This window comes from uncultured Bacillus sp. (genome assembly GCF_958411575.1).
GTDB classification, from domain to species: domain Bacteria; phylum Bacillota; class Bacilli; order Bacillales; family Bacillaceae; genus Bacillus; species Bacillus spizizenii.
Genome location: NZ_CATYRA010000001.1, coordinates 318,495 through 333,648, shown reverse-complemented (window position 1 = coordinate 333,648; position 15,154 = coordinate 318,495). Strand labels below are relative to the sequence as shown.

General features: G+C 44.7%; 19 protein-coding genes. 18 read left to right on the top strand and 1 reads right to left on the bottom strand.

Annotated features, from left to right (window positions below):
- Window positions 1-69 precede the first annotated feature (69 nt).
- The 15 genes from Q5C82_RS01625 to Q5C82_RS01555 all read left to right on the top strand — a co-directional run bounded on the left by Q5C82_RS01625 (window position 70) and on the right by Q5C82_RS01555 (window position 11,888).
- Window positions 70-627 (top strand): manganese efflux pump MntP family protein, encoded by a 558-nt coding sequence (locus tag Q5C82_RS01625; protein WP_003221915.1) that lies wholly within the window; start codon window positions 70-72, stop codon window positions 625-627.
- A 77-nt stretch (window positions 628-704) separates the two neighbouring features.
- The gene (locus Q5C82_RS01620) at window positions 705-1,157 is read left to right on the top strand and encodes a low molecular weight protein arginine phosphatase (protein ID WP_003221913.1); all 453 of its coding nucleotides are present in this window, start codon (window positions 705-707) and stop codon (window positions 1,155-1,157) included.
- A 155-nt stretch (window positions 1,158-1,312) separates the two neighbouring features.
- The gene (gene rpiB / locus Q5C82_RS01615; RefSeq protein ID WP_003221910.1) at window positions 1,313-1,762 is read left to right on the top strand and encodes a ribose 5-phosphate isomerase B; all 450 of its coding nucleotides are present in this window, start codon (window positions 1,313-1,315) and stop codon (window positions 1,760-1,762) included.
- Window positions 1,763-1,774: 12 nt separating this feature from the next.
- Window positions 1,775-2,317 (top strand): TIGR01440 family protein, encoded by a 543-nt coding sequence (locus Q5C82_RS01610; RefSeq protein WP_003221907.1) that lies wholly within the window; start codon window positions 1,775-1,777, stop codon window positions 2,315-2,317.
- A gap of 205 nt (window positions 2,318-2,522) precedes the next feature.
- The gene (gene glyA / locus Q5C82_RS01605) at window positions 2,523-3,770 is read left to right on the top strand and encodes a serine hydroxymethyltransferase (RefSeq protein ID WP_003221904.1); all 1,248 of its coding nucleotides are present in this window, start codon (window positions 2,523-2,525) and stop codon (window positions 3,768-3,770) included.
- Window positions 3,771-3,904: 134 nt separating this feature from the next.
- Window positions 3,905-4,534, top strand: a complete 630-nt coding sequence (upp, locus tag Q5C82_RS01600) for a uracil phosphoribosyltransferase (protein WP_003221902.1) — start codon at window positions 3,905-3,907, stop codon at window positions 4,532-4,534.
- Between the two features lie 419 nt (window positions 4,535-4,953).
- On the top strand, window positions 4,954-5,337 hold the full coding sequence (gene atpI / locus Q5C82_RS01595; protein WP_003221899.1) for an ATP synthase subunit I: 384 nt from the start codon (window positions 4,954-4,956) through the stop codon (window positions 5,335-5,337).
- Window positions 5,338-5,344: 7 nt separating this feature from the next.
- The gene (atpB, locus tag Q5C82_RS01590) at window positions 5,345-6,079 is read left to right on the top strand and encodes a F0F1 ATP synthase subunit A (RefSeq protein ID WP_003221896.1); all 735 of its coding nucleotides are present in this window, start codon (window positions 5,345-5,347) and stop codon (window positions 6,077-6,079) included.
- Window positions 6,080-6,124: 45 nt separating this feature from the next.
- Window positions 6,125-6,337, top strand: coding sequence for a F0F1 ATP synthase subunit C (atpE, locus tag Q5C82_RS01585; protein WP_003151167.1), 213 nt, complete (start codon window positions 6,125-6,127; stop codon window positions 6,335-6,337).
- Between the two features lie 162 nt (window positions 6,338-6,499).
- Window positions 6,500-7,012: a F0F1 ATP synthase subunit B gene (atpF, locus tag Q5C82_RS01580; RefSeq protein WP_003221894.1), complete on the top strand. Its 513-nt coding sequence runs from the start codon at window positions 6,500-6,502 to the stop codon at window positions 7,010-7,012.
- Entirely contained in the window at window positions 7,009-7,554 is a 546-nt protein-coding gene (locus Q5C82_RS01575; RefSeq protein ID WP_003221892.1) for a F0F1 ATP synthase subunit delta, read from the top strand. The genes atpF and Q5C82_RS01575 overlap by 4 nt, the downstream gene beginning before the upstream one ends.
- A 16-nt stretch (window positions 7,555-7,570) precedes the next feature.
- Window positions 7,571-9,079 carry a F0F1 ATP synthase subunit alpha gene (gene atpA, locus Q5C82_RS01570; protein ID WP_003221888.1) on the top strand — a complete coding sequence of 503 codons (1,509 nt, stop codon included), beginning with the start codon at window positions 7,571-7,573 and terminating at the stop codon, window positions 9,077-9,079.
- 76 nt (window positions 9,080-9,155) lie between these two features.
- Window positions 9,156-10,019: an ATP synthase F1 subunit gamma gene (gene atpG / locus Q5C82_RS01565; protein ID WP_003221886.1), complete on the top strand. Its 864-nt coding sequence runs from the start codon at window positions 9,156-9,158 to the stop codon at window positions 10,017-10,019.
- 25 nt (window positions 10,020-10,044) lie between these two features.
- Window positions 10,045-11,466: a F0F1 ATP synthase subunit beta gene (gene atpD / locus Q5C82_RS01560; RefSeq protein WP_003221884.1), complete on the top strand. Its 1,422-nt coding sequence runs from the start codon at window positions 10,045-10,047 to the stop codon at window positions 11,464-11,466.
- A gap of 23 nt (window positions 11,467-11,489) precedes the next feature.
- Window positions 11,490-11,888: a F0F1 ATP synthase subunit epsilon gene (locus Q5C82_RS01555; protein ID WP_003221882.1), complete on the top strand. Its 399-nt coding sequence runs from the start codon at window positions 11,490-11,492 to the stop codon at window positions 11,886-11,888.
- A gap of 34 nt (window positions 11,889-11,922) precedes the next feature.
- Here the strand turns inward: Q5C82_RS01555 and Q5C82_RS01550 are convergent, their stop codons facing one another.
- Window positions 11,923-12,396: a hypothetical protein gene (locus Q5C82_RS01550; RefSeq protein ID WP_032727381.1), complete on the bottom strand. Its 474-nt coding sequence runs from the start codon at window positions 12,394-12,396 to the stop codon at window positions 11,923-11,925.
- 177 nt (window positions 12,397-12,573) lie between these two features.
- Here Q5C82_RS01550 and Q5C82_RS01545 point away from each other — a divergent pair, with 177 nt between their 5' ends.
- The 3 genes from Q5C82_RS01545 to murA all read left to right on the top strand — a co-directional run bounded on the left by Q5C82_RS01545 (window position 12,574) and on the right by murA (window position 15,023).
- A complete protein-coding gene (locus tag Q5C82_RS01545; protein WP_003221879.1) occupies window positions 12,574-12,804 on the top strand; it encodes a DUF1146 family protein in 231 nt (76 codons plus the stop codon).
- Window positions 12,805-12,938: 134 nt separating this feature from the next.
- Window positions 12,939-13,679: a YwmB family TATA-box binding protein gene (locus Q5C82_RS01540; protein ID WP_003221877.1), complete on the top strand. Its 741-nt coding sequence runs from the start codon at window positions 12,939-12,941 to the stop codon at window positions 13,677-13,679.
- A 33-nt stretch (window positions 13,680-13,712) separates the two neighbouring features.
- Window positions 13,713-15,023, top strand: a complete 1,311-nt coding sequence (murA, locus tag Q5C82_RS01535) for a UDP-N-acetylglucosamine 1-carboxyvinyltransferase (protein ID WP_003221875.1) — start codon at window positions 13,713-13,715, stop codon at window positions 15,021-15,023.
- Window positions 15,024-15,154: the final 131 nt, after the last annotated feature.

Genomic DNA, 15,154 nt, shown 5'->3' with positions numbered 1-15,154 from the left:
AGATGTTCTAACCCTTTTTGGACACGCATAGGCTAAAAAAGCGGGCGTGTCCAAGGGGGTTATTTATGTATGTCGGATTTGTTCATAGGCGAACTGATTACTTTAAGCATCATGGCGTTTGCTTTAGGGATGGATGCTTTTTCTGTCGGTCTCGGAATGGGCATGGTCAAACTCAGGAGAAAGCAGATATTCTATATTGGATTCATCATCGGCCTCTTTCACGTCATCATGCCTCTTGGAGGAATGGCGGCCGGTAACATGCTGTCAGGGCTCCTCGGCGTGTTAGCGGTTTATATCGGGGGTTCGCTGCTATTTGTTCTGGGGGTTCAAATGCTTATGGCTTCTTTTAAACAGTCAGAAGAACGATTCATGTCGCCGACAGGGCCGGGCTTATTGCTGTTTGCCATCGGCGTCAGCCTTGACAGCTTCTCCGTCGGTTTGAGCTTAGGGATATACGGATCGCATCCGCTCCTTACAATTACCCTGTTCGGGCTTTTCAGCATGATTTTGACATGGCTGGGCCTGCTGATCGGAAAACAAGTGCAGTCATGGCTTGGCACATACAGCGAAGCGCTCGGGGGCATCATATTAATCGTATTCGGCCTAAAGCTGCTTTTGCCAATTTAATATACCACCAATAAAAGAAACGAAGTCGCCGTTTCTTTTTTCTTCATATATAATAGAGAAAATAAGGGGTGACTGACATGAACATTATTTTTGTCTGTACTGGAAATACGTGCCGCAGCCCTATGGCTGAGGCGCTTTTTAAATCAATTGCAGAAACGGAAGGGCTGAATGTCAGTGTCCGCTCGGCAGGCGTGTTTGCTTCGCCTAATGGGAGAGCGACGCCTCAAGCGGTCGAAGCGCTGTTTGAAAAACACATTGCCCTGAATCATGTGTCTTCTCCATTAACTGAAGAACATATGAAATCAGCTGATTTGATTCTTGCTATGACCCATCAGCACAAACAGATCATTGCCAGCCAATTTGGACGTTATCGTGATAAAGTGTTTACGCTAAAAGAATATGTCACAGGCAGCCGCGGGGATGTCATCGATCCGTTCGGCGGTTCAATTGACATTTATAAACAAACGAGAGATGAGCTTGAAGAGCTTCTTCGGCAGCTGGCAAAACAATTGAAAAAAGACGGCAGATAAGTTGAGAAAATCTGCAAACAGGTCATTTGCAAATCCCGCGTGAAGGAGTAGAATATAGTGAAAAGCACATCATATGGTGTGAATGAAAGAGCGGACAGGCTGCGCGTTCAACATAGCGGGCGGAGCCGCATCACACACGCTGGGAGGAAAAGCAGATGAAAGTAGCCATAGCATCGGATCATGGCGGCGTTCACATTCGAAATGAAATCAAAGAGTTAATGGACGAATTGCAAATTGAATATATTGATATGGGCTGTGACTGCGGCAGCGGATCTGTCGATTATCCGGATTATGCTTTTCCGGTGGCCGAAAAAGTGGTTAGCGGCGAAGTTGACAGAGGGATTTTAATTTGCGGGACAGGTATTGGCATGAGCATTTCCGCCAATAAAGTCAAAGGCATCCGCTGCGCGCTGGCGCACGATACATTCAGCGCAAAGGCGACGAGAGAGCATAATGATACAAACATCCTCGCGATGGGTGAGCGAGTGATCGGCCCCGGTTTGGCGCGGGAAATTGCGAAAATCTGGCTGACCACTGAGTTTACCGGCGGAAGACATCAAACCCGTATTGGAAAAATCTCAGATTATGAAGAGAAAAACCTGTAGGGGTGCTGGTCAATGAATGAGATCAAGCAAACGTGGTATACGATGCTGTCTGAATTTCAGGAACAAGCGGGATTGAAACAAGATCAGCTCTTTGTCCTTGGATGCAGCACGAGCGAAGTTGCCGGCAGCCGGATCGGAACATCGGGCAGTGTAGACATCGCGGAAAGCATCTACAGCGGGCTTGCCGAGCTTAAGGGAAAAACGGGAATCCATCTCGCGTTTCAATGCTGTGAGCATTTGAACAGAGCGCTTGTCGTTGAGGAAGAAACGGCCCGGCTGTTCAGGCTTCCAACCGTTTCTGCCGTACCCGTTCCAAAAGCGGGCGGGGCGATGGCTTCTTATGCGTTTAAGCAGATGAAGTCTCCTGTTCTTGTCGAAACTATTCAGGCTGATGCCGGAATAGACATCGGCGATACGTTTATCGGCATGCATCTGAAGCAGGTGACTGTCCCTGTACGAGTCTCTCAAAACAGTCTCGGTGCAGCCCATGTGACATTAGCGCGTACGCGGCCGAAGCTGATCGGCGGAGTACGGGCGGTTTATGAGTGCGAATGAAAGGACTGCATGCCAGTCTTTTCTTTTGTTTTAAGGCAGTAAAATAAATCCCGAACTTTAATTTAAATTTAAGTTATTAATATTCGTTTTTACCATTAAAAGTTTTGATTTTTTAAAAATAATCTTTTACATTGGCCTAAAAAACCATGTACAATAGTGGTGGTAAAAACAAAGAACAGGATACGGATAGGAGAGGATCTCGCTGATGAAACATTTACCTGCGCAAGACGAACAAGTGTTTAACGCCATTAAAAATGAGCGTGAACGCCAACAGACTAAGATCGAATTAATTGCTTCTGAGAACTTTGTAAGTGAAGCGGTTATGGAAGCACAAGGATCTGTTTTGACAAATAAATACGCTGAAGGATATCCGGGCAAACGCTACTATGGCGGATGTGAGCACGTCGATGTCGTTGAAGATATCGCTCGTGACCGCGCGAAGGAGATCTTTGGAGCGGAGCATGTAAACGTTCAGCCGCATTCAGGCGCACAAGCAAACATGGCAGTGTACTTCACGATTTTGGAGCAAGGCGATACTGTACTTGGGATGAACCTCTCCCACGGCGGCCATTTAACACACGGAAGTCCAGTCAACTTCAGCGGTGTTCAATATAACTTTGTTGAGTACGGCGTAGATAAAGAAACTCAATATATTGATTACGATGACGTGCGTGAAAAAGCCCTCGCTCATAAGCCGAAGCTTATCGTTGCAGGAGCAAGTGCGTATCCTCGTACAATCGACTTTGAAAAATTCCGTGAAATTGCTGATGAAGTCGGCGCTTACTTCATGGTGGATATGGCGCATATCGCAGGACTTGTTGCGGCAGGCCTTCATCCGAACCCGGTTCCTTACGCTGATTTCGTTACAACCACAACACATAAAACACTTCGCGGACCTCGCGGCGGTATGATCCTTTGCCGTGAAGAGTTTGGCAAGAAAATTGATAAATCGATCTTCCCTGGCATTCAAGGCGGCCCGCTGATGCACGTTATTGCCGCAAAAGCAGTTTCATTCGGCGAAGTGTTGCAGGACGATTTCAAAACATATGCACAAAACGTCATTTCAAATGCAAAACGCTTGGCTGAAGCATTAACGAAAGAGGGCATCCAGCTCGTTTCAGGCGGAACTGACAACCACCTTATTCTTGTTGACCTTCGTTCTCTAGGACTGACTGGTAAAGTTGCGGAGCATGTGCTTGATGAAATCGGTATTACTTCAAACAAAAACGCAATTCCATACGATCCGGAAAAACCTTTCGTAACAAGCGGTATCCGTCTTGGTACAGCTGCTGTGACAAGCCGCGGTTTTGACGGAGACGCATTGGATGAAGTAGGTGCCATCATTGGGCTTGCATTGAAAAACCACGAAGATGAAGGAAAACTAGAAGAAGCGAGACAGCGCGTAGCTGCTCTGACTGGCAAGTTCCCTCTATATAAAGAATTAGATTACTAAGATTGAAAAACCCGCTCGGGCCAATGCCCGGCGGGTTTTTTGACGATGTCCTTGAAACTCCATGTCTTTTTTTGTAGAATCAATAGAAGTGTGAAATTGTCGATAGGACAATAAAAAAGGAGCTGAAACACAGTATGGGAAAGGTTTATGTATTTGATCATCCTTTAATTCAGCACAAGCTGACATATATTCGGAATGAAGAGACAGGTACGAAGGATTTTAGAGAGCTTGTAGACGAAGTAGCCACACTTATGGCGTTTGAAATTACCCGTGATCTCCCTCTAGAGGAAGTGGATATCAACACACCGGTTCAGACTGCGAAATCGAAAGTCATCTCAGGGAAAAAACTGGGGGTTGTTCCGATTCTCAGAGCAGGTTTAGGAATGGTTGAAGGCATCTTAAAACTGATCCCTGCGGCAAAAGTAGGACATGTCGGTCTGTACCGTGATCCTGAAACCTTAAAACCCGTGGAATACTATGTGAAGCTTCCTTCTGACGTGGAAGAGCGTGAATTCATCGTGGTTGACCCGATGCTGGCCACAGGAGGTTCCGCAGTTGAAGCCATTCACAGCCTCAAAAAACGCGGTGCGAAAAATATTCGTTTCATGTGTCTTGTAGCGGCACCGGAGGGTGTGGAAGAATTGCAGAAGCATCATTCGGATGTGGATATTTACATAGCGGCCCTTGATGAAAAATTAAATGAAAAAGGCTATATCGTTCCAGGTCTTGGAGACGCAGGAGACCGTATGTTTGGAACAAAATAAAAAAGAAAACCCGACAAAGGGTTTTCTTTTTTTATCCAGTTATTTGCTATTCGGTCAATTTGTATACAATTATAGGTGAAAATGTGAACATTCTGTGGAGGCGTACAGTATAAAAAGTTTTTTAACTTTAAACAGATTGACACATGTTAGGGGCTATTGTATGCTAAACGAGGGTATTATGAGAAGGTTTTCATAGCTTTCATTATAGTCCTCATCCTCAATGTAAATCCTCTCAGTAAACCCGTATTATGAGGATTTATTTAAGCGAATGAAACAGCATCCTTGCAAGGCTTGCGGATGAATGATTTTTTCGAACAGGCCCGTTTTGCCGGACAAAAAAGGTCTTCTACTAGGGTTAACCGCTGATTTTTGCCGTATCTAAGCTATACATTATTTTTTCATCAGGAGACAGATAATTGATGGACGATCCCAAGCTTACATTTAGCAGACAACGTAAATATCTATTGTTCATTTTGGCAGTGTATGTACTGGGTTATGGTTTAACAGCGTATAAAACCGTTTTTTTAGGCCTTATTCTGGGAACTGTTTTCAGTTTGTTTAATTTTTTACTGCTCGTCAGGAGAATGAACGCTTTTGACAGAGCCGTTGAGAAAGGGAAGTCCATACGATCTCTTGGGAGCGCAGCGCGGTGGTGCAATGCGATTCTTGCTGCGGCTGTAGCCTATAAAAATCCTGAGCATTTTCATATGGCAAGTACAGTTATTGGATTAATGACAATATACCCTGTCATTATGATAGATTCCTTTATCCAGCTTAAACGTTCATCAATGGAAGAGAGGTGAAAACCCTTTGAATCATGAATACAGAACTATTGAATTTCTAGGTCTTACTTTTAATCTGACAAACATTCTGATGATTACTGTGGCGAGTGTGATTGTTTTATTGATTGCTATTTTAACGACAAGAACGCTTTCGATCCGTCCCGGAAAAGCCCAGAATTTTATGGAATGGGTTGTGGATTTCGTCCGCAATATTATCGGCAGTACAATGGATTTGAAAACAGGGGCTAACTTCTTGGCACTTGGTGTCACATTGCTGATGTACATATTTGTGTCGAATATGCTGGGGCTGCCGTTCTCTATTACAATCGGACATGAGCTCTGGTGGAAATCTCCGACAGCCGATCCTGCCATTACATTAACGCTAGCCGTGATGGTTGTTGCTTTAACTCACTACTATGGTGTGAAGATGAAAGGGCTCAAGGAATATTCCAAAGACTATTTAAGACCTGTTCCATTCATGCTCCCGATGAAAATCATCGAAGAGTTTGCGAATACGCTGACTCTCGGTTTGAGGCTTTATGGTAACATCTTCGCCGGTGAGATTCTTCTCGGCCTGCTTGCGGGATTAGCGACAAGCCATTACTCACAAAGCGTGGCTCTCGGTCTTGTTGGTACTATCGGCGCCATTCTGCCAATGCTGGCATGGCAAGCATTCAGTTTATTTATAGGTGCCATCCAAGCGTTTATCTTTACAATGCTGACGATGGTGTACATGTCTCATAAAATCAGTCATGATCACTAAAACATTATATCCAAACGGATAACATTTTAAAGGAGGAACTTTTTCATGAATTTAATAGCAGCTGCGATTGCAATTGGTTTAGGCGCACTTGGTGCAGGTATTGGTAACGGTTTGATTGTTTCACGTACGGTAGAGGGGATTGCCCGTCAGCCGGAAGCAGGTAAAGAACTTAGAACTCTTATGTTCATGGGTATCGCATTAGTTGAAGCCCTTCCTATTATCGCTGTCGTTATCGCATTCTTAGCGTTCTTTGGCTAAGCATAAAAGCCTTATATGAACTAAAAATGGCGAAGATCATTCCAAGAGAACCTTCGCCATTGCTTTATGTCTGATAAGCATCCCGCCTTGCCAGCTGAAAAGAGACAAGTGCGGCTGCTGGATCAGCAAAGAAAAACCTGCAGAAGGGAGTTGCCGTAGTAGATGTCTCAATTACCACTTGAACTAGGATTGTCGTTTAACGGCGGAGATATCCTGTTCCAACTGTTAGCTATGTTAATCTTATTAGCGCTTCTGAAGAAATACGCTTTAGGGCCGCTATTAAACATAATGAAACAGCGTGAAGACCACATCGCTGGAGAAATTACGTCTGCTGAAGAAAAAAATAAAGAAGCGCAGCAGCTGATTGAAGAGCAGCGCGTTCTTTTAAAAGAAGCAAGACAGGAATCCCAAACTCTTATCGAAAACGCAAAGAAACTGGGAGATAAGCAAAAAGAAGAGATTATTCAGGCTGCACGTGCAGAATCTGAACGTCTGAAAGAAGCAGCAAGAACTGAAATCGTGAAGGAAAAAGAACAGGCGGTTTCTGCTCTCCGTGAGCAAGTAGCGTCTCTTTCTGTCATGATTGCGTCGAAAGTGATCGAAAAAGAACTGGATGAACAAGCTCAAGAGAAATTGATCCAGGACTATCTTAAAGAGGTAGGAGAAAGCCGATGAGTGGATCAGCTGTCTCTAAACGATATGCGTCAGCTCTTTTTGATATTGCCAATGAGTCCGCTCAGCTGAATCAAGTTGAAGAAGAGCTAACCGTTGTAAAACAAGTGTTTCAAAATGAAAAAGCGCTTAATGATGTGTTAAACCATCCGAAGGTGCCGGCTGCGAAGAAAAAAGAGCTGATTCAAAATGCATTTGGCTCTTTGTCACAGTCCGTGCTCAATACGATTTTTCTTTTGATTGACCGCCATCGTGCCGCGATTGTGCCTGAGCTTACAGATGAGTTTATCAAACTCGCAAATGAGGCTCGTCAAATAGAAGACGCGACCGTATATTCAGTGAAACCGCTGACGGATGCGGAAATTTCATCATTATCACAAGTGTTTGCAAAAAAAGCCGGAGTCGCTTCACTGAGAATCAGAAATGAAGTGCAGACGGATTTAATAGGCGGCATTAAAGTCCGCATTGGAAACCGGATTTTTGACGGCAGCGTAAGCGGGAAGCTTCAGCGCATTGAACGTCAACTAGCCGGGGAAAATCGATAGAAGGGGTGAAACCTAAGTGAGCATCAAAGCTGAAGAGATTAGCACGCTGATAAAACAGCAAATACAAAATTATCAATCTGATATTGAAGTTCAAGACGTAGGTACAGTCATCCAAGTCGGTGACGGTATTGCTCGTGTGCACGGCCTTGACAATTGTATGGCCGGTGAACTTGTCGAATTTTCAAACGGTGTTTTGGGTATGGCTCAAAACCTTGAAGAATCAAACGTAGGTATCGTCATCTTAGGACCTTTCAGTGAGATCCGTGAGGGAGACGAAGTAAAAAGAACAGGCCGCATCATGGAGGTTCCTGTCGGTGAGGAACTAATCGGCCGTATTGTGAACCCATTAGGTCAGCCGGTAGACGGACTTGGCCCGATCCTCACAAGCAAAACACGTCCGATCGAAAGCCCTGCACCAGGCGTTATGGACCGTAAATCCGTTCATGAACCGCTTCAAACGGGTATTAAAGCGATCGATGCACTGATTCCAATCGGCCGCGGCCAGCGTGAGCTGATCATCGGTGACCGTCAAACAGGTAAAACTTCTGTTGCGATCGATTCGATCCTGAACCAAAAAGACCAAGACATGATCTGCGTATACGTTGCGATCGGTCAAAAAGAATCAACAGTCCGCGGCGTAGTAGAAACATTGCGTAAGCACGGCGCGCTTGATTATACAATCGTTGTAACGGCGTCTGCGTCACAGCCGGCACCGCTTCTGTACCTGGCTCCGTATGCAGGGGTTACAATGGCAGAAGAATTTATGTACAACGGCAAGCACGTTCTTGTTGTATACGATGATCTTTCTAAACAAGCGGCTGCTTACCGTGAGCTGTCCTTGCTTCTTCGCCGTCCGCCAGGCCGTGAAGCGTTCCCTGGGGATGTATTCTACCTTCATTCCCGTCTGCTTGAGCGTGCAGCAAAGCTTAGTGACGCGAAAGGCGCGGGATCAATTACAGCTCTGCCGTTCGTAGAAACACAAGCCGGAGATATCTCTGCTTATATTCCGACGAACGTCATTTCCATCACCGACGGACAGATCTTCCTGCAATCTGATTTGTTCTTCTCTGGCGTACGTCCAGCGATCAACGCCGGATTGTCTGTATCCCGTGTCGGCGGTTCCGCGCAAATCAAAGCGATGAAAAAAGTATCAGGAACTTTGCGTCTTGACCTTGCGTCATACCGTGAGCTGGAAGCATTCGCTCAATTCGGATCTGACCTCGACCAAGCGACTCAGGCGAAACTGAACCGCGGTGCGCGTACAGTTGAAGTGCTGAAGCAGGATCTGAACAAGCCGCTTCCGGTTGAAAAGCAAGTAGCCATTCTTTATGCGCTGACAAAAGGATATCTTGATGATATTCCAGTAGCGGATATCAGACGTTTTGAAGAAGAGTACTACATGTACCTTGACCAAAACCATAAAGAACTGCTTGATGGAATTGCGAAAACAGGAAACCTTCCTGCTGATGAAGACTTCAAAGCTGCAATCGAAGGCTTCAAACGCACATTTGCACCAAGCAACTAACTCGAATGCTAATGAGAGAAAAAGGTTCTCTTTTTCTCTCTTTTTACGCAGATGAAGAGAAAAGGTGGTGAAATCTTTGGCCTCATTACGCGATATTAAGTCAAGGATCACGTCAACGAAAAAAACGAGCCAGATTACAAAAGCCATGCAGATGGTATCTGCGGCTAAGCTGAATCGAGCTGAAAATAATGCAAAATCATTTGTGCCATATATGGATAAGATCCAAGAGGTTGTGTCAAATGTCGGGAGAGTTTCCGGCAACGTGAAGCATCCGATGCTACTCAGCAGAGAAGTGAAAAAGACGGCATATCTTGTCATTACGTCTGACCGCGGTCTTGCCGGCGCTTTTAACAGTTCGGTTTTACGAAGTGCTTATCAGGCCATGCAAGAACGTCATCAATCTAAAGATGAGTATGCGGTGATCGTCATCGGAAGAGTGGGCCGTGATTTCTTTAAGAAACGTGAGATTCCGATCATTTCCGAGTTAACAGGACTTGGAGATGAAGTAACGTTTACAGAAATTAAGGATCTTGCCCGACAAACGATCCAAATGTTTATAGACGGGGCGTTTGATGAATTGCACCTTATTTATAACCATTTTGTCAGCGCCATTTCTCAAGAAGTAACGGAGAAAAAACTTCTGCCGTTATCTGATTTGGGCAGCGGCGGCGGAAAGAGAACGGCGTCTTATGAATTTGAACCGTCTGAAGAGGAGGTTCTGGAGGTTTTGCTTCCTCAATATGCAGAAAGCTTAATCTTCGGTGCGCTTCTTGACAGTAAAGCAAGTGAGCACGCTGCAAGAATGACGGCGATGAAAAACGCGACAGACAACGCGAAGGAACTTATCGATTCACTTTCGCTTTCTTACAACCGCGCTCGCCAAGCAGCCATCACACAAGAAATTACGGAAATTGTCGGCGGAGCAGCCGCTTTAGAATAGAAAGATTTTGTCAGGAGGGATAGCGATGAAGAAAGGACGCGTTAGCCAGGTATTAGGACCGGTCGTCGACGTGCGTTTTGAAGACGGTCACTTGCCTGAAATTTATAATGCGATTAAAATTTCACAGCCAGCTGCAAGTGAAAATGAAGTAGGTATTGATTTAACGCTTGAGGTCGCTCTTCATTTAGGCGATGATACAGTCCGTACAATCGCAATGGCATCTACGGACGGTGTTCAGCGCGGAATGGAAGCTGTAGATACAGGAGCGCCAATCTCAGTACCGGTTGGTGATGTAACACTTGGCCGTGTATTTAACGTACTCGGAGAAAATATTGATTTGAATGAGCCAGTTCCTGCGGATGCGAAAAAAGATCCGATTCACAGACAGGCGCCTTCATTTGATCAGCTATCAACAGAAGTTGAAATTCTTGAAACAGGTATTAAAGTTGTTGACTTGCTTGCTCCATACATCAAGGGCGGTAAGATCGGATTGTTCGGCGGTGCCGGTGTAGGTAAAACCGTATTAATCCAGGAATTAATCAACAACATCGCGCAAGAGCACGGCGGTATCTCTGTATTCGCCGGTGTAGGGGAGCGTACTCGTGAAGGGAACGACCTTTTCTACGAAATGAGCGACTCTGGCGTAATCAACAAAACAGCCATGGTATTCGGACAAATGAACGAGCCACCGGGCGCACGTATGCGTGTTGCTTTGACAGGTCTTACAATGGCTGAGCACTTCCGTGATGAACAAGGACAGGACGTATTGTTCTTCATCGATAACATTTTCCGTTTCACACAAGCGGGTTCAGAGGTTTCTGCCCTTCTTGGCCGTATGCCTTCAGCGGTTGGTTATCAGCCGACGCTTGCAACTGAAATGGGTCAGCTTCAAGAGCGTATCACATCTACTAACGTTGGATCAGTTACATCTATCCAGGCGATCTACGTGCCTGCCGATGACTACACTGACCCGGCGCCGGCAACAACGTTCGCTCACTTGGATGCGACAACAAACCTTGAGCGTAAGTTAACTGAGATGGGTATTTACCCTGCGGTTGATCCGTTGGCTTCTACATCACGCGCCCTTGCTCCTGAAATTGTCGGAGAAGAGCATTATGCAGTTGCCCGTGAAGTACAGTCAACGCTTCAGCGTTACAAAGAGCTTCAAGATATCATTGCGATTCTCGGTATGGATGAATTGAGTGATGAAGACAAGCTTGTCGTTCAACGCGCACGCCGTATTCAGTTCTTCCTTTCTCAAAACTTCCACGTGGCTGAACAGTTCACTGGACAAAAAGGTTCTTACGTGCCTGTAAAAGAAACGGTTCAAGGTTTCAAGGAAATCTTAGCCGGCAAATACGACCATCTTCCTGAAGATGCGTTCCGTCTTGTAGGCCGTATCGAAGAAGTTGTTGAGAAAGCAAAAGAAATGGGTGTAGAAGTTTAATCTGGTCCTAGGAGGGTAAAAGCATGAAGACCGTTAAAGTCAATATCGTTACTCCCGACGGCCCAGTATACGATGCGGATATCGAAATGGTGAGCGTGAGAGCCGAAAGCGGCGATCTCGGTATTTTGCCAGGTCATATTCCAACCGTGGCTCCTCTTAAAATCGGCGCTGTCCGTCTGAAAAAAGACGGACAGACTGAATTGGTTGCGGTCAGCGGCGGATTTGTAGAAGTCCGTCCTGATCAGGTTACCATCCTTGCCCAGGCTGCTGAAACAGCGGAAGGCATCGATAAAGAGCGCGCTGCAGCTGCACGTCAGCGGGCGCAGGAGCGTTTGAATTCTCAATCAGATGATACTGACATTCGTCGGGCTGAGCTTGCGTTACAGCGGGCTTTGAACAGATTGGATGTAGCAGGGAAATAAGAAAAAATCCTTCTCATGTATGAGAAGGATTTTTTTATGAGCACACAAGAGAATCAAACAGCGACAGAAGCGGCTTATCCTCTTTTTGCTGCAAGTATAAACGATCACAGCAATTCATTGTATGCCATGATTTGCGATGTCTTCTAAAGCCCATTGTATAAGCGCCGTCTGTGTATGGGTAAGACTTTACGATCCATTCAGCATCTTCATGATGAGCAATCACGCAATCTATAAGATAAACACTGATCATTTTCTCGAATTCTTCAATAGGAAGATTCCAATCAGCAAGCAAAAGCTCTTGTATACTTTGGAAATAAAGGTTTTCAAGCTCTTCAAGGCTTTCTCTCGTATAGGTGAGAGAAATGTTATAAAACTGACACAATTCATTCAGTTCTTCAATCTGTGACTGTCTATAATCATAATAGAATGCAATTGCTTCCCATTCCTGTTCAAAAATTGGCAGGGCCTCACCGTATTGCTTTTCAGGCTGAAAAAAAGAATGATTCACATTTGCCAGCTCCTTTCCAATAAAGTATACCATGTAAAAGAATCGCACTTTAAGCGGGGATTACCCCTAGATTTGGCTGATTATTCCGTTCTGTATAAAATGTATCATCTTTATCCGTGCTTCTTATATAATAAGAAAGGGTATAAACGCGGAGAAAGGATGAAAGGAGTGGAATAGATGAGTGTATTGGGACAGCAGGCTGCAATTGGTATTGTCGTTCATCTGATTTTTATAGCGGTGACTTGGTGGGCGCTGCAAGCCGTCAATATCGATCCGTTAATTAAAAAAGGCAAAGTCGTGCAGGCAAGACTCCTGATGATTTTGCTGACAATCGCTATTGGAACGACTGTTGCGAATTTCTTTTTAGATTACCTCAATTATTCACAGCAGCTTCCCTACCTATTTTAATAGGTTTTGAACATTATAATCACGGGAATGGTTTGGGAAGCGGGTTGAAGCGTATAACGCGAGTTTTGACGAAGATTATTACGTATGGCGCCTCTTGCCTCCGGTAAAACTGGGGATAAGGGGGAGAAATGAACATGAAGAAAAAACAAGTAAGCCACGCCATTATCATATCCGTAATGTTAAGCTTCGTTATTGCTGTTTTCCATACCATTCATGCGAGTGAGTTAACGCCGTTAGCACAAATGGCAGAGGGGATGGAACGCCAAGATGTGTCAATAGATAAGTGGACATTGCATGCAAAACAAAACATGTCGCTGACCGAAAAAGAATTTTATCAAAAAGTGCAACGTTTAAAATCAGAGTATCGTCAATATCATTGGGCGATTGCACAGGAAGATAAAATCGTAAAGGCAGTTGGCACGTATACTGACAAAAAAAATCACACTTCTTTTAGACTACAGCTTGTCACAACCCTCAAAAAACACAACCCAACTTCGTATTTACTATATGAGCAAATGAGTCTTAAGACACCGGATAGCTGGAATGATACATATGAACAGTTTGAACGGGAGACACTCGGGATATTCCAAGAAAAAGTAGTTATTTTTACTTGTCTAAATGGTCATTTAGATGATAATATGGATATTGTTTTGCAAAAAAAAGCAAATCAGTTATTAACCGAATTTCAAGCAAGATCTGTTGAACATGTAGTTGAGCCAAATTTCGTTTCTATTTCTGCGTTTACAGATGAGTGGAAAGAGTACATCATGACCTCGAAACATAAAATGAATTTGCAAATTGCACTTAGAAGTGCAGGAATGGGCGGAAAACATACCGTTACGGTTGGCACACCAATCGTTACGACTGAATATTAATATAGAGAATTTAGGGACGCGGAGGGGAATACCTTGGAAAAAATCATCGTCCGCGGCGGTCAAAAGTTAAACGGCACAGTCAAAGTTGAAGGCGCTAAAAATGCCGTTTTACCTGTTATCGCTGCATCTTTATTAGCAAGTGAAGAAAAAAGCGTAATTTGTGATGTACCTACGCTCTCCGATGTATATACAATTAACGAAGTGTTGCGTCATTTAGGAGCAGATGTGCATTTTGAGAATAATGAAGTGACTGTAAATGCTTCATACGCTTTACAAACTGAAGCACCTTTTGAATATGTACGTAAAATGCGTGCGTCCGTGCTTGTCATGGGGCCGCTTCTTGCGCGTACAGGTCATGCAAGAGTTGCGCTTCCGGGCGGATGCGCAATTGGCTCCAGACCGATCGATCAGCATTTAAAAGGTTTTGAAGCAATGGGCGCAGAAATCAAAGTCGGCAATGGCTTCATCGAAGCTGAAGTGAAAGGCCGTCTGCAAGGCGCGAAAATCTATCTGGACTTCCCAAGTGTAGGAGCTACAGAGAACTTGATTATGGCAGCCGCTCTAGCGGAAGGAACAACAACGCTGGAGAACGTGGCGAAAGAACCCGAAATCGTTGATTTAGCAAACTATATCAACGGCATGGGCGGAAAAATCCGCGGAGCTGGCACCGGCACCATCAAAATTGAAGGCGTCGAAAAGCTTCACGGTGTAAAACACCATATTATTCCTGACCGCATTGAAGCGGGCACATTTATGGTTGCTGCTGCAATCACTGAAGGAAACGTATTAGTGAAAGGAGCGGTTCCTGAACACCTCACTTCTTTAATTGCCAAAATGGAAGAGATGGGTGTAACGATTAAGGATGAAGGTGAAGGCCTGCGTGTCATCGGTCCGAAAGAACTCAAACCGATCGACATTAAAACAATGCCTCACCCGGGCTTCCCGACTGATATGCAGTCACAAATGATGGCGCTTCTGCTTCGTGCAAGCGGCACAAGCATGATTACAGAAACTGTTTTTGAAAACCGTTTTATGCATGCGGAAGAATTCCGCCGTATGAATGGCGATATCAAGATTGAAGGACGTTCTGTCATCATTAATGGCCCTGTACAGCTTCAGGGAGCTGAAGTTGCAGCGACTGACTTGCGTGCAGGTGCAGCACTGATTCTTGCGGGGTTAGTGGCTGAAGGTCATACACGTGTTACTGAACTGAAGCACTTAGACCGTGGTTACGTTGATTTCCATAAGAAGCTTGCAGCTATTGGCGCAGACATCGAACGTGTAAATGATGAGTCTGCTTCTGAGCAAGAGAACAAAGAAGTCGTTTCTGACTTAAACGCATAAACTTACCTAAAAATCAGTATGTCATTCTGGCATACTGGTTTTTTATTTTTCGGGTATTATCATCATTATGCGCAAAATAGCAAAAAAGAATACGTAAATCACAAATAAAGTTTCTGTCCAAAACGAGAGTC

Excerpts from the sequence above, each read along its gene's own strand:
- Q5C82_RS01625 (WP_003221915.1), top strand. The coding sequence starts at position 70 with ATGTCGGATTTGTTCATAGGCGAACTGATTACTTTAAGCATCATGGCG.
- Q5C82_RS01620 (WP_003221913.1), top strand. The coding sequence starts at position 705 with ATGAACATTATTTTTGTCTGTACTGGAAATACGTGCCGCAGCCCTATG.
- rpiB (WP_003221910.1), top strand. The coding sequence starts at position 1,313 with ATGAAAGTAGCCATAGCATCGGATCATGGCGGCGTTCACATTCGAAAT.
- Q5C82_RS01610 (WP_003221907.1), top strand. The coding sequence starts at position 1,775 with ATGAATGAGATCAAGCAAACGTGGTATACGATGCTGTCTGAATTTCAG.
- glyA (WP_003221904.1), top strand. The coding sequence starts at position 2,523 with ATGAAACATTTACCTGCGCAAGACGAACAAGTGTTTAACGCCATTAAA.
- upp (WP_003221902.1), top strand. The coding sequence starts at position 3,905 with ATGGGAAAGGTTTATGTATTTGATCATCCTTTAATTCAGCACAAGCTG.
- atpI (WP_003221899.1), top strand. The coding sequence starts at position 4,954 with ATGGACGATCCCAAGCTTACATTTAGCAGACAACGTAAATATCTATTG.
- atpE (WP_003151167.1), top strand. The coding sequence starts at position 6,125 with ATGAATTTAATAGCAGCTGCGATTGCAATTGGTTTAGGCGCACTTGGT.
- atpF (WP_003221894.1), top strand. The coding sequence starts at position 6,500 with ATGTCTCAATTACCACTTGAACTAGGATTGTCGTTTAACGGCGGAGAT.
- Q5C82_RS01575 (WP_003221892.1), top strand. The coding sequence starts at position 7,009 with ATGAGTGGATCAGCTGTCTCTAAACGATATGCGTCAGCTCTTTTTGAT.
- atpD (WP_003221884.1), top strand. The coding sequence starts at position 10,045 with ATGAAGAAAGGACGCGTTAGCCAGGTATTAGGACCGGTCGTCGACGTG.
- Q5C82_RS01555 (WP_003221882.1), top strand. The coding sequence starts at position 11,490 with ATGAAGACCGTTAAAGTCAATATCGTTACTCCCGACGGCCCAGTATAC.
- Q5C82_RS01545 (WP_003221879.1), top strand. The coding sequence starts at position 12,574 with ATGAGTGTATTGGGACAGCAGGCTGCAATTGGTATTGTCGTTCATCTG.
- Q5C82_RS01540 (WP_003221877.1), top strand. The coding sequence starts at position 12,939 with ATGAAGAAAAAACAAGTAAGCCACGCCATTATCATATCCGTAATGTTA.